Source organism: Sphingobium sp. TomMM35A, assembly GCF_054771735.1.
On the sequence record NZ_BSRC01000001.1, the window covers coordinates 1198222 to 1221889 of the forward strand.

The following is a 23668-nucleotide window of genomic DNA, read 5'->3' on the forward strand; positions in this document are numbered from 1 at the left end:
GCGTTCGATGGTTTCGCTGTCGCAGCATTTCGTCGCGCGGATCAGCCGCTTCGGAGCAATCCCACCGCTGCGTCCCGTTCGAACAGGTAAAGGCAGGTCCTGGCTGCCTGGCCGCGCGCCTCGTTCAGACCGCCGTCCCGATCGATGAGGAGATGGGCGTCGTCGCGGGCGCTGTCGAGGAGCGCGGACAGATGTTCGGGAGTGGCGATCTTCAGCTGCGCCTCGCCCGACTGGCGCGTGCCGAGGATTTCGCCTGCGCCACGGAGGCGGAGGTCTTCTTCTGCTATGCGGAAGCCGTCATTGGTTTCGCGCATGAGTGCTAATCGCGCGCGGCTGGTTTCGCTCAGAGCGCCGCCGCGCAGGAGGATGCAGACGCTGTGGTTCTGGCCCCGGCCTACCCGGCCCCGGAGCTGGTGGAGCTGCGCAAGGCCGAAGCGATCCGCGCCCTCAATGATGATGAGGTTCGAGTTGGGGACGTCGACGCCGACTTCGATGACGGTGGTGGCGACGAGAATTTTCGTGCGGGCGGAGGCGAAAGCCTCCATCGCCGCGTCCTTTTCCGGCCCCTTCATCCGGCCGTGGACCAAGCCGACGAAATCACCGAAGCGTATCTTGAGCAGTTCTGCCCGGGCTTCGGCAGCTGCCTGATCGCTGGTTTCGCTTTCTTCGACCAGGGGACAGACCCAATAGGCTTGGCCGCCGCCTTCGACATGGCGGGCGAGCGCTTCGACCACTTCATCGAGGCGGTTGGCGGCCATTACGACCGTCTGGATCGGCTGGCGGCCGGGCGGCATTTCGTCCAGCCGGGAAACGTCCATCTCGCCATAATAGGTGAGCGTCAGCGTGCGAGGGATCGGCGTCGCGGTCATCACCAGCAGATGCGGCGTGCGCTCTGCCTTGGCGGCGAGCATCATGCGCTGGGCGACGCCGAAGCGATGCTGTTCATCGATCACCGCGAGGGCGAGATTCTTGTAGCGGACGGCTTCCTGGAAGATGGCGTGTGTGCCGACGAGGATGTCGATGCTGCCGTCGGCGAGGCCCATGAGGGTGGATTCGCGCACCCTCCCCTTTTCGCGGCCAGTGAGGATCGCAATGGTGACGGGGAGGCCCGACGCCATCTTGCGCAGCGTTTCATGATGCTGGCGAGCGAGGATTTCCGTCGGGGCGAGGAGCGCGCCCTGCGCACCGGCCTCCACGGTGTTGAGGAGGGCCATGAGAGCGACGAGGGTCTTGCCCGAGCCGACATCGCCCTGAAGGAGGCGGAGCATGGGCACGGGTTGGGCCATGTCGCCGTCAATTTCCCCCATCGCGCGGCGCTGAGCACCTGTTGGGGCGAACGGCAGCTTGAGCATGGCGCGCAGGCGTCCGTCGCCTTCGATCGGCACGCCCCGGCGTTTGCGGGAAGATTGACGGACCAGCATCAGGGCGAGCTGGCCAGCGAAGATTTCGTCATAGGCGAGCCGCTCGCGAGCCTTGGCGTCGCTGGGGTCCGCGTGGATTCGGGCCAAGGCCTCGCGCCATGTTGGCCAATCCTTGCGCGCAAGCAAGCTGGGTTCGATCCATTCAGGAAGGTCCGGGGCGCGGCTGAGCGACTGGGCAACAAGGTCACGCAGACGGTTGTTGGTGAGGCCTTCGGACAGGCCATAGACCGGCTCCCGCGCGGGGATGGTGGCGGCTTCCTCTGGCGGGAGGACATAATCAGGATGAACGATCTGGAGGTTGTCCCCGTACGCCTCCAGCTTGCCGGAAATGAATTTGGGTTCGTTCAAGGGCAGCAGCTTGCGGGGCCACGCGCTGTTGCGGCCGAAATAGACGAGCGCGACCGTGTTGCCGTGCTTGTCCTGCGCGATCACACGAAAAGGTGCGCGGGCACTGCCGGATGCGCGGTAGTCGGTTGGCGTGAGCGTGATACCGATCACCCGGCCCGAGTCGGACAGGATCAGCTCATCCACCATATGGCGATCAATGAAGCTGACCGGCAGGTGAAACGCCACGTCCACCACGCGGGCCAGCCCCAGACGCTCAAGCGGCTTGGCGAGCGCAGGGCCGACGCCCTTTAAGGCTTCGATCTCAGCGAAGAGTGGGTTGAGGATATCCGGGCGCATGTCTATCTGACGCCATCTAGCCCAGCCGGGACGATGCGCAAACATCCGTCAGGCATTTTGGCGATCGGTAATGTCGCCGTGCTCGCGCAAGGAACAAATTGTGAACGAAGATCCCCGCATACGCCGCCTGCAGTTCCGGGCCTGGCACCGTGGCATCAAGGAAGCGGACCTGGCGGTCGGCGGTTTCTTCGACCGCTATCATGCCGAGTGGGGCGCGGAGGAGATCGACTGGTTCGAGCGGTTTATCGAGGAACAGGATGCCGACATCATGGCTTGGGCCTTGGGCACCTTGCCGCTGCCGGAGCAATGGCGCGGACCGATGTGGGACAAGTTCGTGAAGATGGATTTTGTCGAGATTGGGAAGAAGTGACGAGATACTCCCCTCCCGCAAGCGGGAGGGGCAGCGAGACTTGCCGAGCCGTAGGCGAGGCTAGTCGCAGCGGGGTGGGCCTGCACCACCTCTGCTGGATTGCCCACCCCTAGCCCCTCCCGCCAGCGGGAGGGGGACCGAGTAGCGAATGACCGACCTTCTCAAGATTCTCAAAGCCCCCTCCCCCATAACGCTGGCGGGAGTGCCAGCCGGCTTTCAGCCCTGGCTGCTGGCGGACATCGCGCGAGCGGCGCCTTCACGCGCCTTGTTTGTCGCACCCGACGAGCAGTTGATGCGGGCGGTGGCGGATACGGCCCACTATTTCGCGCCGGAAATCGAGATCGTGGAGATTCCGGCATGGGACTGTCTGCCCTACGACCGGGCGAGCCCATCGCTGCGCTCGGCTTCGGCGCGGCTTGCAGGGCTTTATGCATTGCAGGGCAAGCCCAAGGGGCCGCAGCTGGTGCTGACGACGCTGAATGCCCTGACGCAACGCACGTTGACGCCTTTCCGCGTACGGCAACTGGTGGCCAAGCTTGCGCCCAAGGAGCGCATCGCGATTTCCCGGCTGGCCGAGATGTTGCAGGCCAATGGCTATGTGCGCACCGACACCGTGCATGACCGGGGCGAGTTCGCCATTCGCGGCGGTATTGTCGATCTGTTCCCCGGGGGTGAGGAACAGCCGCTGCGGCTTGATTTCTTCGGCGATGAGATCGAAACGGTGCGGCGGTTCGACCCTGCCGATCAGCGGACGAGCGGAAGCGTGGAGGGCTTCACCCTCCTCCCCGCCTCCGAGGCTCTGCTGGACGAGGAGACGATCAAGCGCTTTCGTGGACGCTATCGCGAAACGTTCGGCGCGACTGCGACAGGCGATCCGCTCTATCAGGCGGTGAGCGACGGGCGGCGGCTGGCAGGAATGGAACATTGGCTACCATTGTTCGAAGAACGGCTGGTGCCGATGACCGAGCATCTGGGCGATGACACGTTAGTCGTGCTGGACCATGGCGTGGCGGGCGCGGCGGAGGCTCGGTTCGAAGCGATCCGGGACTATCATGCCAATCGCGTGCAGGCGAAATCGTCCGACCCGGGGGCGTACAGGCCTTTGGAACCGAAGGCGCTCTATCTGGACGCGGATGAGTGGGACGGCATCGTCAGGGAATGGCCGATGCATGCGACGACGCCCTTCCATGAGCCGGAAAGTGCGACCGTCCTCGACTTCGAAGTCGATGGGCCGCGCGACTTTGCTCCGGAGCGGGCGCAGAACGCCAACGTCTATGAAGCCGTGGGCAAACATATCGCTTCGCTGCAACGGGCGAAGAAGAAGGTTGTCATCGCCAGCTACTCGGGCGGTGCGCGGGAGCGGCTTTCGGGGTTGTTGGTCGATCATGGGCTGAAGCGGGTCGCGGCCGCGGATAGCTGGCAGGAGGCGCTGGGGATCGCTGCTGGCGGGAGCACGGTGCTGACCGTACTGCCCTTGGATCACGGCTTCACCGCGCCTGATGTGGCGGTGCTGACCGAGCAGGACATGCTGGGCGACCGGCTGGTGCGGCGAGCCAAGCGGAAGAAGAATGCCGATGCCTTCTTGCAGGAATTGGCGACGCTCTCGCCGGGCGATCTGGTGGTGCATATGGACCATGGGATCGGGCGCTATGAGGGGCTGACGCAGATTCCGGTCGCCAAGGCGGCGCATGATTGCGTTGCGTTGGAATATGCGGGCGGCGACAAGCTCTATGTGCCGGTGGAGAATCTGGAGGTTCTTTCCCGCTACGGGTCCGACAGCGAGGGTGTGAGCCTCGACAGGCTGGGCGGCGAAGCGTGGCAGCGGCGCAAGGCCAAGATGAAGGAGCGCATCCGCGAGATCGCGGGTGAGTTGCTCAAGACAGCGGCGGAGCGCGCGCTGCGGGCGGCGACGGTGGCCGAGCCGGACAGCGCCGGTTATCCCGCGTTCGTCGATCGCTTCCCCTATCAGGAGACCGAGGATCAGGATCGCGCCATCATGGACGTGGTCGAGGATCTGGGCGCCGGACGACCCATGGATCGGCTGGTGTGCGGCGACGTGGGTTTCGGCAAGACCGAGGTCGCCTTGCGCGCCGCTTTCGTGGCGGCCATGGCGGGCATGCAGGTGGTGGTGATCTGTCCGACGACCCTGCTTGCCCGGCAGCATCATATGAATTTCGAAGAACGGTTCCGGGGCTTTCCGGTGAATATCGGGCGGCTGTCGCGGCTGGTGCCAGACAAGGAGGCCAAGGCCGTGAAGGCTGGGCTGGCGGATGGGACGGTCGACATCGTTGTCGGCACCCATGCGCTGCTGGCCAAGGGGCTGGATTTCAAGCGGCTGGGATTGGTGATCGTCGACGAGGAACAGCGGTTCGGCGTCACCCACAAGGAGCGGCTGAAGTCGCTCAAAACTGATGTCCATGTGCTGACGCTGACTGCGACTCCGATCCCGCGCACCTTGCAGATGGCGATGTCGGGCCTGCGCGAACTATCGGTGATCCAGACTCCGCCGGTCGATCGCCTGGCGGTGCGGACCTACATCATGCCATGGGACGGCGTAGTGATACGGGAGGCGCTGCTGCGTGAACATTATCGCGGCGGTCAGAGCTTCTTCGTGGTGCCGCGCATTTCGGACCTGACCGAGGTGGAGGAGTATCTGCGGACCGAAGTGCCGGAGGTTAAGCCGATCGTCGCCCATGGGCAAATGGCGGCCGGTGAAGTCGAGGAGCGGATGTCGGCCTTTTACGACAAGCGCTATGACGTGCTGCTGTCGACCACGATCGTGGAAAGCGGCCTCGACATTCCTTCCGCCAATACCTTGATCATCCACCGCGCAGACCGCTTCGGGCTGGCACAGCTGTACCAGCTTCGGGGGCGCGTCGGACGGTCGAAGACACGGGCCTATGCCTATTTCACGACGCCTGCCAGCCGCGTGATCACCGAGACGGCGGAGAAGCGGCTGAAGGTACTGTCCGATCTGGATACGCTCGGGGCTGGGTTCCAGCTGGCGAGCCATGACCTCGACATTCGTGGTGCAGGGAATCTGGTGGGTGACGAGCAATCGGGCCACATCAAGGAGGTCGGGTTCGAGCTGTACCAGTCGATGCTGGAGGACGCGATCCTGGAGGCCAAGGCTGGCGGCGCAGGGATCGAGAAGCGGGAGAGCTTCTCGCCGCAGATCACCGTCGATGCACCGATCCTGATACCCGAGGACTATGTGCCAGACCTGGACCTGCGCATGGGTCTTTATCGCCGCCTGAATGAGGTGGAGGACCGGCAGGGGCTGGAGGCTTTCGCGGCGGAATTGATCGACCGTTTCGGCAAGCTGCCTGCGGCCACGCAGAACCTGTTCAAGATCATCGAGATCAAACAGAATTGCGTAACGGCCAATATCTCGAAGATCGATGTGGGGCCGAAGGGCGCGCTGGTCAGCTTTTTCGAGGATCGCTTTCCCAAGCCGGAGGGCTTGGTGGCCTATATCCAGCGCCTGAACGGCGTGGCGCGGTTGCGGCCGGACAGCAAGGTCGTGGTCAACCGGGCATGGGCCGACCCGGCGGCCCGGCTGAACGGCGCGTTGCAATTGTCGAAAGGGTTGGCGAAGGCGGCTTCCTGATGGTGGAGAGCGCCGCCGTCGAGCCTCTTGCCAGCACCGCTTTGTCGTGCCCCAGCAAAGTATCAGCAACATGGTCCAACTAAATCCCGCTTCGATGACCGGGCAGCAAAGTCCGGCGTCAAGCAGGAGATTGACATGATTTCGACACTCGTAGCGATGGCGGCGGCTGCTGCCACGCACAGCGTACAGATCGACCATGGTGGAACGCCGGTGCAAGCGACCTATTCCGCACGCGTTGATATTTCGACGAAGACGGTTGGGGCAAAGACGCCCAATCGCATGGACATGCAGCGGTGCCAGTGGACCGCGACTGTGGTGGTTGACCGCGCGCTCAACCACGGCCCGGCGCTTGCGCGCACCGTTTCTGCCGACAAGCGAATTTCCGGGAGCGAGCATGGCGCATGCACGCCTGATCGCAAGTCGGGTGAACGCAACCTGGCCCGGCATGAAGCGGCCATTCGCGAACATCTGATATCAGTTGCCGAACGGGATCGTGCACCGCTAATGGCTGAGCTCGATGCTGTCCGTAACCTTGCTTCAAACTGACATGCGCGTGACGTTGGCGGCTGCGCTTTTGCTGGCCGCCAGCGCCTCGCCCGCTCTAGCACAATATGCCGACACGATTTCGGGAACCGTCGAGGTTGCAAGCGATGAGCGTAGGCGAGGCCTCAGCTGGAGCGATGGCGAGCCCGTCGTGCGGGGGTCTGTCGCCCTCCAGGCGACCGACGAATTGAGTTTCGACGCTGCGGCAACATCCTTGTGGAGCAGCGATCGCCATGGCGGCGCTGACGCTGTGGCGGATCTCGGCGCGTCCTATGCGCGGCAGTTGGACGGATGGCGGCTTTCGGCCAGGGGCACATATCATCTTTTCCCGGGCGCATCGGGGCAAGGATATGGGGAATTTGGAGCGGGCGCGGCTTTTATGATCGGCCCCGCCAATATCGATCTCAACGCCAGCTACGCGCCGAGGCAAGGATCAATTGGTGGCGACAATCTCTATCTGTCGGCAGCAGCCTCGACGGGCATTCCAGGAACGCCCCTTACTGTTTCGGCTCATGTCGGGCGCTCCAGCGGCAGCGTGCGCGATGAGGGCAATGCATACCGTTTACGGCCGGGCGGCTCCTATTGGGACCATGGGATCAGCGTGGATTATCTGCAACGGCGATGGTTTGCCGGCGTGCGCTATGCCAACAGCAGCATCGATGATGCACGCCACTCGGGTGCGACGCTGATCGGCCGGGTGGGGATTGCTTTTTAGGCTAGGTTCAGCCCTTCAGGGCCATGGTGGCCAACTCGGCGGATGATACGCCCGCTGACCGCAAAAAGCCTTGGTAGAAGTCGCATCCTTCGCGCGCGAGAAGATCGAGTTGCTGTTGCGTCTCGACGCCCTCGGCAATGACGGACAGCCCCAGTGACTTGGCCATGTGGATGACGCCCCGGACCACGATCCTGTCCCGCGCCGTGCCAGCGATATCCTGAGCCAATCCGCTGTCGATCTTGAGATAGTCGAGCGGCAGGCTCTTGAGATAGGCGAGGCTTGAGTAGCCGGTGCCGAAGTCATCGACCGCAACGGCAAGGCCCTCTGCGCGAAGAGCCGTCAGCAGCGCCGATGCGGCAGCGACATTCTCGATAAGGCCGCTTTCGGTAATCTCGACCGTTAGCCGCGAACGCGGGAAGCCGCTGCCGTCAACCAGGCCGAGGAACTGCGGCATGAAGCCAGGCTGCGCGATGTCGGCGGCGGTCACGTTGATCGACAAGCGCAAGTGCGAAAGCGCCTGTGGCCAGGCAGCCGCCTGACGCAAGGCTTCCGCCTGAATGTGGGCGGACAGCGGCAGCATATAGTCCGATCGTTCGGCAGTGGCGAACAACATGCCAGCGCCCAGCGAGCCATATTGTGGATGGTTCCACCGCGCGAGCGCCTCCACGCCCGTCATATGATCACCACCGATCGGATATTGCGGCTGGAACACGATGCCGATCTCTCCCCGATCAAGGGCGAGGCGCAGGTCGGTTTCAAGTTGGTCGGCATCAACCTGGCGGCTGCGCTTTTCGGCTGAGAAAATGCGGATGCCCTCCCCGCCGCCCGCCCGCGCGTCGGCCAGCGCCGTACCCGCGCGGCGAAGCAGGCGTGTGGCGTCATCATCGGCGCGTGACTGCGCGATGCCACAGCGGGCGGTGAGGCGGATAAGGTGATCGCCCGCACTGAACGGGCGGCCGACCGCGCCGATCAGCTGGCGCGCGAGGAAGGTCGCGCGTTCGCTCGCGGCGGCGGCTCCGGTAAGGCCGATGAGGAACTCGGTTCCAGCGATGCGGGCCACGAGGGCACCGGGCGCTGCTTCAGCCGCCATGCGCTCGACCCGCCGGGCGATGCGGCCAAGCAAGGCATCGCCGACTACCTGACCATAAGCGGCGTTCATCCGATCGAACTGGCTGATGGAAAGGAGGAGGATCGTCGTGGCGAGACCCGATCGCTTCTCCAGCCATTCAAGGGCTGCTTGCCGGGAGCGAAGGCCGGTCAGGTCATCGCGGCCGGTTGCGTCGTCGCCATGCGTGTCAGAGAGCCATTCGACGTCGGCGGCGACAACCCCATCAATAAGGCGGAGGTGATGAACGAGACGATCGCCCGGCCGCCCGGGGGCAGCGTGCGCGAAGGATTCGGTCCGGCCCGACCGCATCATGCCGCGCAAGCCCGCAATCACCGACCGGCGCTCCGTACGAGGCAGGCAGCGGGCAAAACGCGCGGGGCTGATAACCTGCCGATCAAGGTTTAGATGCCGCGCAAGATTGTCGCTCAGGCGGACGACACGTCCTCCCTTGTCCAATTCCCAAAATAAGGCATCGCCTCGCCTTATCCGCTGAGCGCGCTGGCTGGATGCCGCGCCGCCCCCCAGGCGATCGATCAGGCGCTGCGCCGACGCGAGTGTCGCGCGCATCTGGTCAGGCGCGTAGGGAGCCGTGAGGAAATGAGTGGCCCCCGCGTCCAGCAAAGCTGTGACAGACCCGAGCGCGCTTTCATCGATCAGCACGATAATCGCGCCGCCACCAGCCTCGACAGCGGGCGCCAGTGCTTCAATCAACGTTTCACCATCTTCTGCGGAGCCACGGGCATCAATGAGGGCAATCTGCGCGTCGCTGTGCAGGAAACGCTGGGCTGCGTCCTTCAATCGCCGCGCCGCAATGGCGCGCCAACCCGCCAGCGCCGCCGCGCGAGACAATCCGTCCCTGTCGCCTGGCGACAGGATGAAAAGGCTGCGCTGGCCATGCAGTGCGGTTTCACCGCTCACATCGAAACTCCCGGACTACAGCGCATGTCGAGGCATGTAGCAGACAGGCGTTAGCGACCTGTTCATGACCCTGCAACCGGCAGTGCTTGCACCGGACTTTGCCATGGCTTAGCTAGTTGAGCATGAACAAGCCCGATCTTCGGCGCACGGGCCTGACCGATGCGTTGGGCCGCCGGATCAGCTATTTGCGGATTTCGGTCACGGATAGATGCGACCTGCGCTGCCGATATTGCATGGCGGAGCGCATGACCTTCCTGCCCAAGGACCAGGTGCTGACGCTGGAAGAGATCGCGCTGCTTGCCGACCTCTTCATAGCGCGCGGCGTGCGCAAGATAAGGCTGACCGGCGGCGAGCCGCTGGTACGGCGGGACATTGTCGATCTGGTGCGGCGGATTGGCCGCCACCTTGGCGAAGACCTGGACGAACTGACGCTGACGACCAACGGCACACGGCTGGCGCAGCATGCCGAAGCGCTTTTCGATGCGGGCGTCCGGCGGATCAACGTCAGCCTCGACAGCCGCGATCCGGAGCGGTTCGCTCATGTCACCCGCAATGGCGACATTCGGCCGGTGATCGAGGGGCTGGCCGCGGCGAAGGCGGCGGGTCTCGCGGTCAAGATCAACATGGTCGCCTTGAAGGGCATCAACGAAGACGAAATCCTGCCGATGCTCCAATGGTGCGATCGCGAGGGGTTCGACCTGACATTGATCGAGACGATGCCGTTGGGCGAAACAGGCGAGGATCGCACGGATCATTACCTGCCCCTGACCCAAGTGGTCGAGCAATTGAGACTGCATCATGAACTGGTGCCGATCGCGCATCGCACGGGCGGGCCTTCCCGTTATCACGCGGTCGAAGGGATGGGCGTGAGACTGGGGCTGATAACGCCGCTCACCAACAACTTTTGTGCGGATTGCAACCGCATGCGCATGACCTGCGAAGGAAAGATATTCATGTGCCTGGGGCATGAGGATCATGTGGATCTCAAGACCGCATTCCGCGAGGGCGGCGTCGATGCGGTTCAGCCGCTGATCGACCGCGCCCTGCGGCTGAAGCCTGCCAGCCATGATTTCCGGATCGGCGGCAACGCGCCTGCCGCCGCAGTCAATCGCCATATGAGTGTGACCGGCGGATGAGCGAGGAGCCACGGCGCGCTCTGCTCGCCTCCCCTACCCAGTCCGCCAAGGCAGCCGAGGAGCGGCTTCGCGCAGCGTATGACTTCGTGCCTGTCGAGCAAGCGAATATGATCATCGCGCTGGGTGGCGACGGGTTCATGCTGCAAACCCTGCACTCCATGTTGGAAAGCCGCCGGATCATGCCCGTGTTCGGGATGAATTTGGGAACAGTCGGATTCCTGATGAACGAGTGGCGGCTGGAACGGCTGGAGCAGCGGATCGAGGCGGCCAAGCTCTTCAAGGTGAACCCGCTACGCATGACTGTCGATACGGTCGATGGAGAGCGTTTTTCGATCCCCGCCATCAACGAAGTGTCTCTGCTGCGCGAGACGCGCCAGACGGCGAAGCTGGAAGTCCATGTGAATGGGCGGACGGCGCTTACCGAACTGGTGTGCGATGGTGTGCTGGTGGCGACGCCCGCCGGATCGACGGCCTATAATCTCTCTGCCCATGGCCCTATCCTTCCGTTGGGATCGGGTCTGGTGGCATTGACGCCGATCAGCCCCTTTCGTCCCCGCCGCTGGCGTGGCGCCATCCTGCCGGAAAGCACGGCAATCCGCTTTACGGTGCTTGATCCGGTCAAGCGTCCAGTGAGCGCCGTGGCGGATCAGCGGGAAGTCCGTGACGTTGCGGAGGTCGAGGTGCAGATCGATCGGGGCACGCCGCTGACCCTGCTTTTCGACCCTGAACATACGCTGGATGACCGGATCGCGGCAGAACAATTCATTGCCTGAAAAAATTCGCAAATCTGCCCTTGCCATCTCAAGAATCTCGCTGCTATAGGCGCGGCCTGCCCAGCGAGAGCCGGGCTGCTCCCCGATAGCTCAGCGGTAGAGCATTCGACTGTTAATCGAATGGCCGTAGGTTCGAATCCTACTCGGGGAGCCACTTTCGCCTACTAGGGCGGCTCCGGAAATCAGCAACAATCTAGGGTGTACGCGCTCTGAGCTTGCGCCTTCATCGCGCTTGATCCGGCTGCTTCAGTCTACCGCTGCCAGCAGAGCCGGTGATACAAAAAACCTCGCCCCCTAGGGGAGGCGAGGTGATCCGATCAGAAAGGTGTTTGTTCAGCGCGAAGCGAACTGGCGTGGCTTGGATGCGAGCGCCCAACGCTGCGGTGCTGCGCCGGGCGCCTTTTCCCGCACGAAACATTGACCCCGGCGAGTGCGGATGGCGCGGCAGAGTGCGTCCGCCTCCACGCGATCATCGAAGCCGCTGACGGCAAGGCGAGCATAGCTGACGCCATTGACGGTAATCTGGCTGGTCAGCACCGGCAAAGCGGAGATCGCGCTGTTGCGGCGCGCCATCTCATACCATTTTTCCTTCGCGATCGCGGTATTTGCATAAGCACCGAGTTGGACCACCCACGCGCTGTTGCCCTTTCCGTCGAAACGGACCGACTGACGAACCGCCTGCGCCGCGCGAATGGGTGTAGAGAGGCTGGCCGAGGCGCTCTTCTTCCCTAGTCGTGACGCTTTATTGACCGGCGCGGGAGCCGCATAAGGCGTGAAATCAACCGGCTGTCGGACGGCTTCCGCTTGGGCCATTTCGGTAGCGGTAGCCTGCTCGGCAACGGGAGCGGCAGGCATTTCCGGCGAAGCTGCCTCAGCTATTTGAGCAGGCGCAGCCTCGGGCGCGAGAGCCAGAGCGACGGGCTGGCCGGCATCATTGCCGTCGAAAGTGACGCCCATCAGGCCAGCGATCCGTTGCTGTGCGAAGTCAGGAGCCGCCGTCTGCGCCCACTGGGCGATGCGCTGATTGGCGGCGAGCGGATCGAGATCGAGGCCCGCCATGACGCGCGCATCTTTCCAACGGCCCGCCAGCGCATAGGCATAGGCGAGGTTCTGGCGTGTCCGCGCTGTCGCCGACGGATCATGAATGGCTTCAGACAGGATGCGGACGCCTTCTCCCGGATCCCCCGCCATCGCCATGGCGAGACCATAGTCACTGGCAGGTACGACGTCCGCGTTTGTCGCGAGCAGTTCGCGAGCCGCGTCATTCTTGCCCAACGCCACCTTGACCAATGCCAGGCTGATGATCGTGCGCGGGTCCCGGTTGCCGAGCGTCATTGCGTCGCTGAGGGCAGCTTCCGCCGAGACGAAGCGGCCGCTCGCGATATAGGCGCGGCCAAGCAATTGCCGATAGTTCGCGTCCTGGGGAGCAGCCTGGACCGCCAACTCCGCCGCTGCGACGGCGCGCGCGCCGTCCCGGCCGGCGAGCGCCTTTTCAATCGCAGCAGTGGAGCGAACCGGATTCTGCTTAGGCGCGGCAATAGCGGAGGGACGGAACGCCGCCCCCGTGCAGCCGACCATGGTTGTTCCGACGATCAGCGACGAAAGTGCCGCCTTGGAGAGAGCGCTGCGCTTCATGGCTGATCCTTTACTTCGCTTCGTCGCGCGGCAACTGCTGCGCGAGCTTGTCGATTTCGGGCAAAGCGGCGAGAAAACTGTCTAGAGCCTCGGTCACCATCTGCTGGGCGGAACGGCCGACGACCGCGCTTGCAAGGCGAAGCTTCAGATGACGGTCTGCATCCAGACGGAGGGTGAAGGCGGCTTTGCGGCCTTTTGCGACTGCGCGCTTGGCAGGAGCGATCGTCTTGACCGCTGCTTCCATGCGCTCCGCCAGTTCTTCCCGTTCGACCATCACGGTCGGGACAGGCGCTGCGACCGGCGGCTGTGTCATCGGAGTCAGGCCAACTACGGCGCGAGGCTCGGCAGGAACAGGCTCGGGCTCGGTAACGTCGAAGCCCATGTCATTCCAGCCAAGATCGTCCTGCAACAGCGCCGCTGTCGCCTGTTGGCCAAAGCCCATGACGGGGCGGCGCATGGCAGGCTGGGCAGCGCCCTTCCGGGCGAGCAGTCCGGAAGTCAGCGAAGCGACAGGCTTGGGTTCGGCCATTGTCATCCCTCCCTTACTGGCCCACGACGCGGCGGCCAAAGCCACCCGTCGCCGGACGAACTGCGCCGCTGGTGCCCGCCGTCCCATTAGGGACCGAGAAGACCGTCCGGCGAAAATTCTTTTCAAGGCGATCGGAGACATAGCTCCACAATTGCGTGACTTCGCCAGCAGAGCGCCCGTTTGGATCGACCTCCATGACTGTACGGCCGTCGATCATCGATGCGGCAAAGTCCGTGCGATGGTGCAGCGTCACGGGCGCGACGGTGCCATGCTGGGAAAGCGCAACCGCGGCTTCCGACGTGATGCGCGCCTTGGGCGTGGCAGCGTTGACAACGAAGATCAGGGGCTTGCCCGCACGGTCGCACAAGTCGACCGTGGCACCGACGGCGCGGAGGTCATGAGGACTGGGACGGGTCGGCACCACGATCAACTCGGCGACGGAAATGACGCTCTGGATCGCCATGGTGATGGCAGGAGGCGTGTCGATGACGGCAAGCTTGAAACCCTGCTGCCGCAGGATTTCAAGATCCGCCGCGAGGCGTGCGACAGTCGTCTGGGCAAAGGCGGGAAACTCGGCTTCGCGCTCGTTCCACCAGTCGGCCAGCGAACCCTGGGGATCGATGTCGATAAGAACCACCGGGCCAGCGCCAGCCCTCTGCGCCTGTACAGCCAGATGACCAGACAAGGTGGTCTTCCCCGATCCGCCCTTTTGCGATGCCAATGCGAGTATGCGCACGCGCGTTTCCCCCAGAAAATCCAATTGCACATTGGACTGCCATGGCCGCGCCTAAGATTTGGTTAACATGCCCGCATCCTTCGACATCGGTGGCAGCGGGAGCCTACTATCAAGAATGGCATCCTCAATGCTAAGTGTGCATTAACCTTGTTCAATCATAGGCTGCGGTGACGCTGTTGTTTCAGGAGCATATGGACATGAAGCACATCTGGGGCACCTTGGCCGCAGCAACCATGCTGAGCTTGGCGCCGCCCGCCCTTGCCGATGTGAAGGCTGGCGTCGATGCCTGGCAGCAAGGCGACTATGACAAGGCAGTGAGGCTTTGGCGGCCGCTCGCCCAGGCAGGCGATCCGGATGCGCAGTTCAACATGGGTCAGGCAAGCAAGCTCGGCCGGGGTGTCAAAGTTGATATGGCGGCGGCCCTCGATTGGTATCGCAAAGCCGCAGCGCAGGGCCATGTACGGGCCGAGGATAATCTGGGGCTGCTGATGTTCCAGCAGGGAGAGCGTGCGAGCGCCCTGCCCTATCTTGAGCGATCAGCGATGCGGGGAGAACCGCGCGCCCAATATATAGTGGGCACAGCGCTGTTCAACGGCGACCTGACAGCGAAGAACTGGCCCCGCGCCTATGCGCTGATGAACCGCGCATCCGCAGCAGGGCTGGCGCAGGCGACGTCGAGCCTTAAACAGATGGACAAATATATCCCCGTTGAGCAGCGGCAGCAGGGGCTCGCCATGGCGCGGGACATGGGGCAAAAGGAAGTGGCGGCGCTGTCGGAGGCCAATGGCCGCCTGTCGAGCGCGCCGGTTCTGCGTGAGGAAACGCCCTCTCTTGCAAGCGCTACCCCGCCGCCTGTCCGGGATGCCAAGAAGCCCTCACCAGCCAAGACGAAAGCTGAGCCTTCCAAACTCAGCACCGCAGTTCCGCCGCGTAAGCCTGCCATTGAGAAGGAAGCGAAGGTGGCCGCTAGCGGGCCTTGGCGAGTGCAACTGGGTGCCTTCAGCGAGGAAGGACGCGCCCGGGCACTTTGGAGCAGCCTGCGCGGCAAGGTAGCCGGTCTTTCCGCCTATCAGCTGTATCTGGTCAAGGGCGGCGCCATGACGCGATTGCAGGCCGGGCCTTTGGCGAGCAATGCCGAAGCGGCAAAGCTATGCGGCGCGTTAAAGGCTGCGGGGGCGGATTGCATGCCGAGGAAGATGTAGTCTGCGCTGTCGCGGCTAGGTCTTGTGGCTTTAACCGCTTGATCATGGGTGCGGCATAAGGCAACGGCGTTCCCGACCATTCGCGGAGGCCCCTTTTGAACAATTCGGTTGTCCCCTCTTGGGTGCTGACGCTGGTGTGCGCCGACCGCGTGGGCATTGTTGCAGCCGTCAGCCAGTTCCTGGCGGGACGGGGCGGCTTTATCACCGATAGCCAGCAATATGCCGACAGGGAGGCGGGACGCTTCTTCATGCGCGTGGCGTTCGAAGCGACGGATGCCCGCATGTCGGACACGCAAGAGCTACAGGCCGCATTCGCTGCCACAGGCGCCGAATTCAACATGGACTGGCGGATCAGTGGAGCGCAGGAAAAGCCGCGCATGCTGCTTGCGGTTTCGAAAGGCTCGCACTGCCTCGCCGACCTGCTGCACCGATGGCAGACGGGAACATTGGCCGTCGATATCATGGGCGTCGTGTCGAACCATCCCGACATGCGCCGGATCACCGAATGGCACGGCATCCCCTATCATGAACTGCCTGCCAATGGGGATAAGGCCGGGCAGGAAGCGGCGATCCTGGATGTCTTTGGACGCACGCGATCGGACTATCTGATCCTCGCGCGCTACATGCAGGTCCTGTCAGAAGATCTGGTCGGGCGGCTGGAAGGGCGATGCGTCAATATCCACCACAGCTTCCTGCCGGGTTTCAAGGGCGCCCGCCCCTATCACCGCGCCCATGAGCGAGGCGTGAAATTGATCGGCGCGACGGCACATTTCGTGACTGCCGATCTGGATGAGGGACCGATCATCGAGCAGGCCGTCGAACGGGTCGATCATCGCGCCACCGCAGAGGATATGATCCGCATCGGCCGCGATATAGAGGCGCAGGTGCTGGCCCGGGCGGTCGGATGGATCGCCGACCGCCGGGTGCTGCTGAACGGCAGCAAAACCGTCGTTTTCCGCTGATCAGAGCCCGAGGCGCGCCCAAAAATCTTCTGGCGCGAGTGCTGCGCTGGCTGCGGCTCGTGGCTGGCGGGACCAGGACGAGTGCGGGATATAGACATCCCTGGCTGTTTCGTGCTGCCGCTTACGACGTGCAATAAGGGTACGGGGTTTCATCGTCTTCTCCTTGTCCGGAGGAACACGAAACCTTGCGTGGTCGCATAGGGCCGTGCGCTTTAGCCGTTGTTGACGCGGAGCAAGCTGTCATCCTTCAAAAGCCGCGGAGCGCTAAGCTCCACACCTGTCTACAGATATAGTTGAGAAAGGGAACATAGCTTTGCTTTAGCAGACGCGAAGTGCGCTTTGTGCAAAAGCCTCAGCCGAAGAAAATATCGTAGATGAACCAACCTACAATGAGGAAACTGGTGACGACGCAAACCCGATCGCCATAGACATCCAAACGCGACATCCTAGACATCCTTCCAAATGCGGCGATCTTTGTCGCCTGCATGAAGAGGATAACGCACCACGCCCTCAAAAGGAACAAAAAGTGCGGGCGCCGTTCAGGCGGGCGCCATACCGCGATGACGTAGGAAGGACTGTGTCGCCTCAAGCGGGCCGCGATATGCTTCCTGGAACTCGGCGCTCCAATATTTGAGGTCGTCCAAATCGATCCGTGCACCCGAAACCGCACAAAAAACGAACTGTCCCGGGCGCACTATGTCGAAATAGGGCGTGTGATATTCCAGCACCGCCAATCCCTGGATTTCCGCCATCAGTCGCCCGTCAATATGCGGTCTACAAGCTGCTTCACCGTCGGCACGAAACCGTTGGAATAGAAGGGGTCCTGCTTGAACTTGTACGCGCCATGGCCCGCGAAGAGGAGGTTCTTGTCCAGATCACCACCATGCACCGCCTCTTGCAGGGACTTCTGAATGCAGAAGCTCCGAGGATCGGCAAGACGGCCAGTCGAGTTCGTCTCACTGTCCATCCAGCTTGAAAAGGCGCACTGGCTGAGGCAGCCCATGCAGTCGGTCTGATCCTTGCGGATTTCCGCCTTTTCTTCTTCGGTGACGAATACAAGCGTGTTGTCGGGCGTCTTGAGCGCGGACGTGAAACCCTGCCCCACCCATTCGCGCGCGCGCAGCAGGTCGCCGCGGGTCACCCAGAAATTCTTGCCCTTGACGCCCGCATCCAGCTGGTGCGTATGATCGCCCGCCTGTTCCGTGCTGAACGGTATCTGGCGTTCCGAGCGCGCTTCCAGCTGACGCAGGAAGGGATTGCGGACAGCCGAGCTGTAGAAACCCGTCGGTGAGAAGCGATGCAGCAGCACGTCGCCGGGTTCCAGCTGCGTGAGGCGCTGCTTCCACTCATCGGGAATGGGGCTTTCCTGCGTCAATAGCGGACGGGTGCCGAACTGGAAGGCGATCGCGCCTAGCTCCGGATTGTCGATCCAGTCGTTCCAATCCTTTAGGTGCCATACGCCGCCCGCCATGACGATCGGCACATCGTCGGAAATGCCCCCTTCACGCATCGTCGCGCGCAGGTCGCGAACACGGGGATAAGGGTCCTGCGGCTGGCGCGGGTCTTCCGCGTTGGAAAGGCCGTTATGGCCGCCCGCCAGCCACGGATCTTCATAGACCACCGCCGCCAGCCATTCCGAGGCCTTGGAATAGGCACGTTTCCACAGCGCGCGGAAGGCGCGGCCGGAGCTGACGATGGGAAGATAGCTGACGCCATAGGACGCGGCGATTTCGCTCAGCTTATACGGCATCCCCGCGCCGCAGGTGACACCGGCGACCATGCCCTTGGTCTTTTCCAGGACGCCGTGCAGCACCCGCTGAGCGCCGCCCATTTCCCAAAGCACGTTAATGTTGATCGCGCCCTTACCCCCGGCAATTTCGAAGGCGCGCTTTACCTGTTCGACCGCGCCATCGATAGCGTAGGCGACCAGTTCTTCATGACGGTCGCGGCGGGTGCGGCCGTGATAGATTTGTGGGATGATGTTGCCCATGCTGTCATAGCTGTCGGCATTGACGGCGGACACGGTGCCGATCCCCCCTGCCGCAGCCCATGCGCCGGAGCTGGCGTGATTGGACACAGCCACGCCCTTCCCGCCTTCGACCAGCGGCCAGACTTCACGACCACCATAGATGATGGGCTTCAAACCCTTGAACAACATAATCTCCCGCGCAACAGCTGCTGGGTCATCCGTCGACTGAACGCCGCTCTATAGCAGCTTTCGCGACCGATGACGAATAACGGGCGCGCCCTACCGCAAAATATGAGGGCTGGATAGTGCCTGTCCATAAAGCCCCGCATAGGCATCAACCATCGCAGCTTCTTCGAAGTCGCGCTGCGCCCGGCGCAGATTTGCCTCGCCAAGACGGATGCGAAGATCGGCACTGGCGGCCAGTTGACCGAGAGCTCCCGAAAGTCCAGCCTCGTCCTGTGCGATAAATGGCTGATTTTCCGGGGCGACCATTTGCGCCACGTCCCCTACGTCGGTGGACGCGACAGGTAGCCGCGCGGCCATGGCCTCCACCAGCGAGATCGGGAACTGTTCGCTATTGGACGACAGCGCGAAAATGTCGAACAGCCCGAGAATACGCGAGGGGTCGGGAAGGAAGCCGGGCAGGCAGATATCGTCGATGCCATGCTTGGCTGCCTCTGCGAGGATCGCCGCCCGCTCAGGGCCTTCGCCCACGATCACCAGTTGCAACTTATCACGATGCGGCGCGACTGCCCGTACCATGCGAGGAATATTCTTGACCGGCCGCAATCCGGCCAATGTCCCGACGAGCAGCTTGCCAGGCGAGCGAACGAGGCCGGGAATGGCGCCGGGAACAGCGCCAGCATAGCGCGCTACATCAATCCCGTTGCGGATCAGATGAACCTTTGACGCGGGCTGACGCCATGTTCTTCGCGCAATCTCGTCCAGCCGGATGGACGGCACGACTATGGCCTGGGCGCGTTGGAGCGCCAGTCGGCGATAGAGGTTGCGCTTCGTTTTGAGCCGCTCTGCCTCCTCGATATTGAAGCCGTCCTCATGATGGATGAGCGGCGGCAGGCGCAGGAAAGGCGCGCAGACGCGATGCGCCATGACGGCGTCCATAGCTCCCCAATTATAGGTGAGTACAAGATCAAAGCCCGACAGGAAGCGTCCCAACGCCCGAAAGCGGCTTGCGCCGGGGCGGCCGGTCAACGGTGGCGCGTCGGGGAAGCTGACCTCTACCCCCGGCGCGATCGCGGACCGGGCGCCCATGGCGTCAGGAGCGGCGCTGACAATCGTATGGCTGGCGCGATCGCCCCACAGGTTCATGAGGCGGACAGCGCGCGCTTCCTTGCCGCCCAGGGAAAAGCTGCCGTGAACATGCAGCAGGCGCGGCGGCCCGCTTCGGGTGTCAGCCATGCAGGACTCGTGCGAGCAGGCGGTCGATCCCGGCAGCGGCTTCCGGTTCGTCGAGCAGCGGAGCGTGGCCGACATCGGGAACTGTCACAAGCTCCGCACTGGGGCCCATTTCCGAAAGCATGCGCTGCGCAGTGGCAGCGCTGAGCAGATCCGATCTTTCGCCCCGTAGGATGAGAGAGGGGATGCCATTAAAAGACGCCATGACAGGCCAGAGATCGACCCCCGCCTCGCCTCCCGACAGGCGGAGGGGTTCGGCGACACGCATATCATAGTCCAACACGACGCGGCCGCCGCTGTTGAGGCGGTAGAGGCGCTTCGCCATGGCAAGCCATTGTTCAAGATCGTAGCGGGGGTAAATGTCGCGATTGGCTTCTTCCAGCGCGCGGGCGGCCTGAACCCAGCTTTGATGCGACTGGCCGACCCCGACATAGGTCCGGATGCGGTCGAGCCCCGCCGGTTCGAGCTTTGGCCCCACGTCGTTCAACAGCGCGCCTGCCAGCCATTCGCGGTGAGTCGCGGCAATCAACATGGTGATCAAGCCGCCGAGCGAGGTGCCGATCGCGACGAAACGGGTAATGGCGAGATCGGCTAAAAGGCGGCTGATGTCCTGCAAGTAGGTTAGCGGGACATAGGTCATCGGGTCCTTCGCCTGCGCGCTTTCGGAACGGCCGCGCATGTCGGGACAGATGAGGCGCCACTCGCCCGCGAGGCGATCGGCCAAGGGTTCGAAATCGCGAGCGTTGCGTGTCAGGCCGGGAAGGCACAGCAGCGGCGGGCGGCCATCTTCACCGCCGGCATAGTCACGATAGTGGAGCCTGAGGCCGTCGGGAGACCACCAGTAGCCGTCAGTGAAGCTGGTCAACGGTCGTGCGTCCTCAAATTACAGCGAAGCGGTTGTAACTGCCCGCCTTGTCCCCCCATATCGCCGCATGGACAAATCCTCGCAAGCCAGCAGATACAATCCGGCAAAGGAAATCTTCGCGTTGCAGCCCGACTTCGCCGATGAAGTCGCAGCGGCGAACTTCCCGCAGACGATATTGCGATATCGGAACGATAGGGCGGCAGCGAGCGTGGGGCTGGACCGGCTGAGCGATGAGGAGTGGCTTCGTCACTTCGGCCGATTCGAACCATTGTCAGGCAGCCTGCCGCAGCCGCTGGCATTGCGGTATCATGGCCATCAGTTCCGGGTCTATAATCCTGACATTGGCGATGGCCGGGGATTCCTGTTCGCGCAGTTGCGGGACGAAGCCGGACGGTTGCTGGACCTCGGGACGAAAGGATCGGGCCAGACGCCCTACAGCCGCTTCGGCGATGGGCGGTTGACGCTGAAAGGCGGCGTTCGCGAGATATTGGCGACCGAGATGCTGGAGGCGCTGGGCGTCAACACGTCGAAAACCTTTTCATTGATCGAGACGGGCGAGGGGCTGGAGCGGCATGACGAGCCCTCCCCCACCCGCTCTGCGGTCATGGTGCGATTGAGCCATTCCCATATCCGCATCGGGTCCTTTCAGCGCGCCGCCCATTTCGATGATAAGCCTCTGCTGGAGCGGCTCACCAACTATGCGCTGCGCAACCTTTATAATGAAGAGCCGGGAAACAATGCGCCCGCGCAGTTGCTGGGCCGCGTGGTCGAGCGGACGGCTGATCTGGCGGCGAGCTATATGGTCGCGGGTTTCGTTCATGGCGTGCTGAACAGCGACAATATCAATGTTACGGGCGAAAGCTTCGACTATGGCCCGTGGCGCTTTACGCCTTATTGGGAGCCGGGTTTCACGGCCGCCTATTTCGACCATGCCGGGCTTTATGCCTTCGGACGGCAGGCTGAAGCGATTCACTGGGATGTGGCGCAATTGGCTGTTTCGCTGAGACCCTTGGTCGAAGCCGAACCGCTGATCGAGCAACTGGAGCGGTTTCCCCAATTGTTCGGAGAGGCAATGGCGCGGCGCTTTTGCTGGCGGCTAGGCGTCGTCCTCTCAGGCGATGTGAACGCAATGATCGAGGCAGCCGCCAAGGGAATGGCCGCAAGCGAGACACAGATCGATCGTTTCTTTCATGATTGGCGAGGCGGCGAACCGCGCGAGGGAACAGATTATTCGAGCGAGGCTTGGGCGCCGTTCCGCGAAGCTGTTGCCGGGATGGAACCAAGCGGCGGAAAAGACCATGCCTATTGGAGCGATGCCGCTCCCTGTTCGATGCATATAGACGAAGTCGAGTCCATCTGGAGCGCGATCGCCGAACGGGATGATTGGTCGCCGTTGCAGGAGAAAGTCGCGGCGATCCGGCGGATGGGTGAGGCTTTGGGGCGTGGCCCGGAAGTACCTTGAGACTGGTGCCCCCATCTCCACACCCCTCTCGCCTCAAAGGAGAAGGCACCTTGTTGCTGCCTGTTATGAGTGCCCCCCTTTCCTCATAGGGCAATATTCGCCATATCGATTGTATGTCCGCAACGCTGACTTCAACTGAACCCGCCACCGGTGCATTGCTGTGGCAGGGAAATGCCAGCGATGTGGAGGCGGAGGTTGCGAGGGTCAGGGCGGCATGGCCATCCTGGGCGGCTCAGCCGATTTCCTATCGTATCGAGACGCTGCGCCGTTTCGTAAATGTCGTGCGCGCCAATGAGGAGGCGCTGGCGGACCTGATCGCGCGGGAGACCGGAAAGCCGCTTTGGGACGCGCGAACGGAAGTCACCTCCGTGATGAACAAGGTGGATATCTCGGTGGCCGCCTATTCGGAACGTACCGGCCAGCGGCGGCTGGAAGCGGCGATGGGTGCTCGCCAATCCGTCCGGCATAAGCCGCATGGCGTGATGGCAGTGCTTGGCCCTTATAATTTCCCTGCTCATCTGCCCAACGGCCATATCGTGCCTGCCCTGCTCGCCGGGAATGGCGTGCTGTTCAAGCCGTCCGAAAAGACGCCAGCAGTGGGCGAGATGCTGGTGCGCTTCTACCATGAGGCGGGCGTGCCGCATGACGTCGTGCGGCTGGTGCTGGGCGGGCCGGACGAGGGCAAAGCGCTTGCCGCGCATGAGGACGTCAACGGCATTCTCTTTACCGGTTCGGCCTCTACGGGACTGACGATCAATCGCCAATTCGCCAATAATCCGAGCAAGATATTGGCGCTGGAAATGGGCGGCAACAATCCGGTCGTCGTCTGGGATACCGGCGATATCGCTAGCGCCGCCGTCCTGGTCGTGCAATCGGCTTTCCTGTCGAGCGGTCAGCGCTGCACGGCCGCGAGCCGGTTGATCGTCAAGGAAGAATTGGCCGATATGTTGATCGGCGAGGTCAAGAAAATTGCCGATCGGCTTATCATCGATCATCCCCATGCCGATCCTGCGCCTTTCATGGGGCCGGTCATCGACAATCAGGCCGCGGACCAACTCACCGAAAGCTTCCTCTATCTGATGAGCCATGGCGGGCGGCCGATAAAGCATCTCGTCCGGCTGTCGGAAGACCGGCCTTTGTTGAGCCCGGCGATCATCGACGTGACCAACATGAGCGAGCGCCCCGACGTCGAGTTGTTCGGGCCCTTGTTGCAGGTGATCCGCGTTCCCGATTTCCCGGCTGCGATCGCCGAGGCGAATAATAGCCGTTATGGCCTTTCTGCATCACTTATCGGTGGATCGCCGGAGCTGTATAACCAATTCTGGGCGAATATCCGGGCGGGGATCGTCAATTGGAACAGGCCGACCAACGGAGCGTCATCGTCTGCGCCTTTCGGAGGTCAGGGTATTTCGGGCAATCACCGGCCGAGCGCTTATTATGCAGCGGATTATTGCGCTTACCCGGTTTCGTCGGCGGAGATCGAGCAGCCCAGAGCTTCGATCGGGATCGGGCTGAAGGAAGTCGATACTAGTGGGATGGGAGATTGACGTTCATCTCGCCTCTTCCGCCATTCTGACAGAAGCTGGGATGAAGAGGTGGGAAGCAAGGCCCCAA

At 62.8% G+C, this 23668-nt stretch carries 19 protein-coding genes and 1 tRNA gene; 11 read left to right on the top strand and 9 right to left on the bottom strand.

Annotated features, from left to right (window positions below; translation table 11 throughout):
• Nucleotides 1-41: 41 nt before the first annotated feature.
• On the bottom strand, nt 42-2105 hold the full coding sequence (recG, locus tag ACYU8T_RS05920) for an ATP-dependent DNA helicase RecG (protein WP_461158813.1): 2064 nt from the start codon (nt 2103-2105) through the stop codon (nt 42-44).
• 100 nt (nt 2106-2205) lie between these two features.
• On the opposite strand from recG, the gene ACYU8T_RS05925 reads away from it, so the two are divergent.
• The 4 genes from ACYU8T_RS05925 (at nt 2206) to ACYU8T_RS05940 (ending at nt 7343) form a co-directional block, all read left to right on the top strand.
• Nucleotides 2206-2475, top strand: coding sequence for an FAD assembly factor SdhE (locus tag ACYU8T_RS05925; RefSeq protein WP_097092794.1), 270 nt, complete (start codon nt 2206-2208; stop codon nt 2473-2475).
• A 148-nt stretch (nt 2476-2623) separates the two neighbouring features.
• Complete coding sequence (mfd, locus tag ACYU8T_RS05930) at nt 2624-6085, top strand: transcription-repair coupling factor (RefSeq protein WP_461158814.1); 3462 nt, start codon at nt 2624-2626, stop codon at nt 6083-6085.
• A 135-nt stretch (nt 6086-6220) separates the two neighbouring features.
• Complete coding sequence (locus tag ACYU8T_RS05935) at nt 6221-6631, top strand: hypothetical protein (RefSeq protein ID WP_461158815.1); 411 nt, start codon at nt 6221-6223, stop codon at nt 6629-6631.
• Between the two features lies 1 nt (nt 6632).
• Nucleotides 6633-7343 carry a TorF family putative porin gene (locus tag ACYU8T_RS05940; RefSeq protein WP_461158816.1) on the top strand — a complete coding sequence of 237 codons (711 nt, stop codon included), beginning with the start codon at nt 6633-6635 and terminating at the stop codon, nt 7341-7343.
• A gap of 7 nt (nt 7344-7350) precedes the next feature.
• Here ACYU8T_RS05940 and ACYU8T_RS05945 read toward each other — a convergent pair whose 3' ends face one another.
• Entirely contained in the window at nt 7351-9369 is a 2019-nt protein-coding gene (locus ACYU8T_RS05945; RefSeq protein ID WP_461158817.1) for a putative bifunctional diguanylate cyclase/phosphodiesterase, read from the bottom strand.
• 122 nt (nt 9370-9491) lie between these two features.
• On the opposite strand from ACYU8T_RS05945, the gene moaA reads away from it, so the two are divergent.
• The 3 genes from moaA to ACYU8T_RS05960 all read left to right on the top strand — a co-directional run bounded on the left by moaA (nt 9492) and on the right by ACYU8T_RS05960 (nt 11432).
• Entirely contained in the window at nt 9492-10505 is a 1014-nt protein-coding gene (gene moaA, locus ACYU8T_RS05950; protein WP_201514156.1) for a GTP 3',8-cyclase MoaA, read from the top strand.
• Nucleotides 10502-11278, top strand: a complete 777-nt coding sequence (locus ACYU8T_RS05955) for an NAD kinase (protein ID WP_201514157.1) — start codon at nt 10502-10504, stop codon at nt 11276-11278. The genes moaA and ACYU8T_RS05955 overlap by 4 nt, the downstream gene beginning before the upstream one ends.
• Before the next feature lie 79 nt (nt 11279-11357).
• Nucleotides 11358-11432: transfer RNA gene (locus ACYU8T_RS05960), tRNA-Asn, on the top strand.
• Between the two features lie 179 nt (nt 11433-11611).
• On the opposite strand, the gene ACYU8T_RS05965 is transcribed toward ACYU8T_RS05960, so the two are convergent.
• Genes ACYU8T_RS05965 through ACYU8T_RS05975 form a run of 3 tightly spaced genes read right to left on the bottom strand, consistent with a single transcriptional unit; the run spans nt 11612 to nt 14178 of the window.
• On the bottom strand, nt 11612-12913 hold the full coding sequence (locus ACYU8T_RS05965; protein WP_461158818.1) for an SPOR domain-containing protein: 1302 nt from the start codon (nt 12911-12913) through the stop codon (nt 11612-11614).
• 10 nt (nt 12914-12923) lie between these two features.
• Nucleotides 12924-13442 carry a hypothetical protein gene (locus ACYU8T_RS05970; protein ID WP_461158819.1) on the bottom strand — a complete coding sequence of 173 codons (519 nt, stop codon included), beginning with the start codon at nt 13440-13442 and terminating at the stop codon, nt 12924-12926.
• 13 nt (nt 13443-13455) lie between these two features.
• Entirely contained in the window at nt 13456-14178 is a 723-nt protein-coding gene (locus tag ACYU8T_RS05975) for a ParA family protein (protein WP_097092796.1), read from the bottom strand.
• A 191-nt stretch (nt 14179-14369) separates the two neighbouring features.
• Between ACYU8T_RS05975 and ACYU8T_RS05980 the strand changes: the two genes are divergently transcribed.
• Nucleotides 14370-15380 carry an SPOR domain-containing protein gene (locus ACYU8T_RS05980; RefSeq protein WP_461158820.1) on the top strand — a complete coding sequence of 337 codons (1011 nt, stop codon included), beginning with the start codon at nt 14370-14372 and terminating at the stop codon, nt 15378-15380.
• Between the two features lie 122 nt (nt 15381-15502).
• The gene (gene purU / locus ACYU8T_RS05985) at nt 15503-16342 is read left to right on the top strand and encodes a formyltetrahydrofolate deformylase (protein WP_461159759.1); all 840 of its coding nucleotides are present in this window, start codon (nt 15503-15505) and stop codon (nt 16340-16342) included.
• Between the two features lie 539 nt (nt 16343-16881).
• Here the strand turns inward: purU and ACYU8T_RS05990 are convergent.
• The 4 genes from ACYU8T_RS05990 to ACYU8T_RS06005 all read right to left on the bottom strand — a co-directional run bounded on the left by ACYU8T_RS05990 (nt 16882) and on the right by ACYU8T_RS06005 (nt 20592).
• Nucleotides 16882-17094, bottom strand: coding sequence for a DUF2093 domain-containing protein (locus ACYU8T_RS05990; RefSeq protein ID WP_097091686.1), 213 nt, complete (start codon nt 17092-17094; stop codon nt 16882-16884).
• Entirely contained in the window at nt 17094-18497 is a 1404-nt protein-coding gene (locus ACYU8T_RS05995) for an NAD(P)H-dependent flavin oxidoreductase (RefSeq protein WP_097092798.1), read from the bottom strand. The genes ACYU8T_RS05990 and ACYU8T_RS05995 overlap by 1 nt, the downstream gene beginning before the upstream one ends.
• 93 nt (nt 18498-18590) lie before the next feature.
• Nucleotides 18591-19730 (bottom strand): glycosyltransferase family 4 protein, encoded by a 1140-nt coding sequence (locus tag ACYU8T_RS06000; RefSeq protein ID WP_461158821.1) that lies wholly within the window; start codon nt 19728-19730, stop codon nt 18591-18593.
• Complete coding sequence (locus ACYU8T_RS06005) at nt 19723-20592, bottom strand: alpha/beta fold hydrolase (RefSeq protein WP_461158822.1); 870 nt, start codon at nt 20590-20592, stop codon at nt 19723-19725. Before ACYU8T_RS06005 ends, ACYU8T_RS06000 begins: the two co-directional genes overlap by 8 nt.
• 67 nt (nt 20593-20659) lie before the next feature.
• Between ACYU8T_RS06005 and ACYU8T_RS06010 the strand changes: the two genes are divergently transcribed.
• Nucleotides 20660-22054: a protein adenylyltransferase SelO family protein gene (locus ACYU8T_RS06010; RefSeq protein WP_461158823.1), complete on the top strand. Its 1395-nt coding sequence runs from the start codon at nt 20660-20662 to the stop codon at nt 22052-22054.
• Nucleotides 22055-22167: 113 nt separating this feature from the next.
• Nucleotides 22168-23601 (top strand): succinylglutamate-semialdehyde dehydrogenase, encoded by a 1434-nt coding sequence (gene astD, locus ACYU8T_RS06015; RefSeq protein WP_461158824.1) that lies wholly within the window; start codon nt 22168-22170, stop codon nt 23599-23601.
• Nucleotides 23602-23668: the final 67 nt, after the last annotated feature.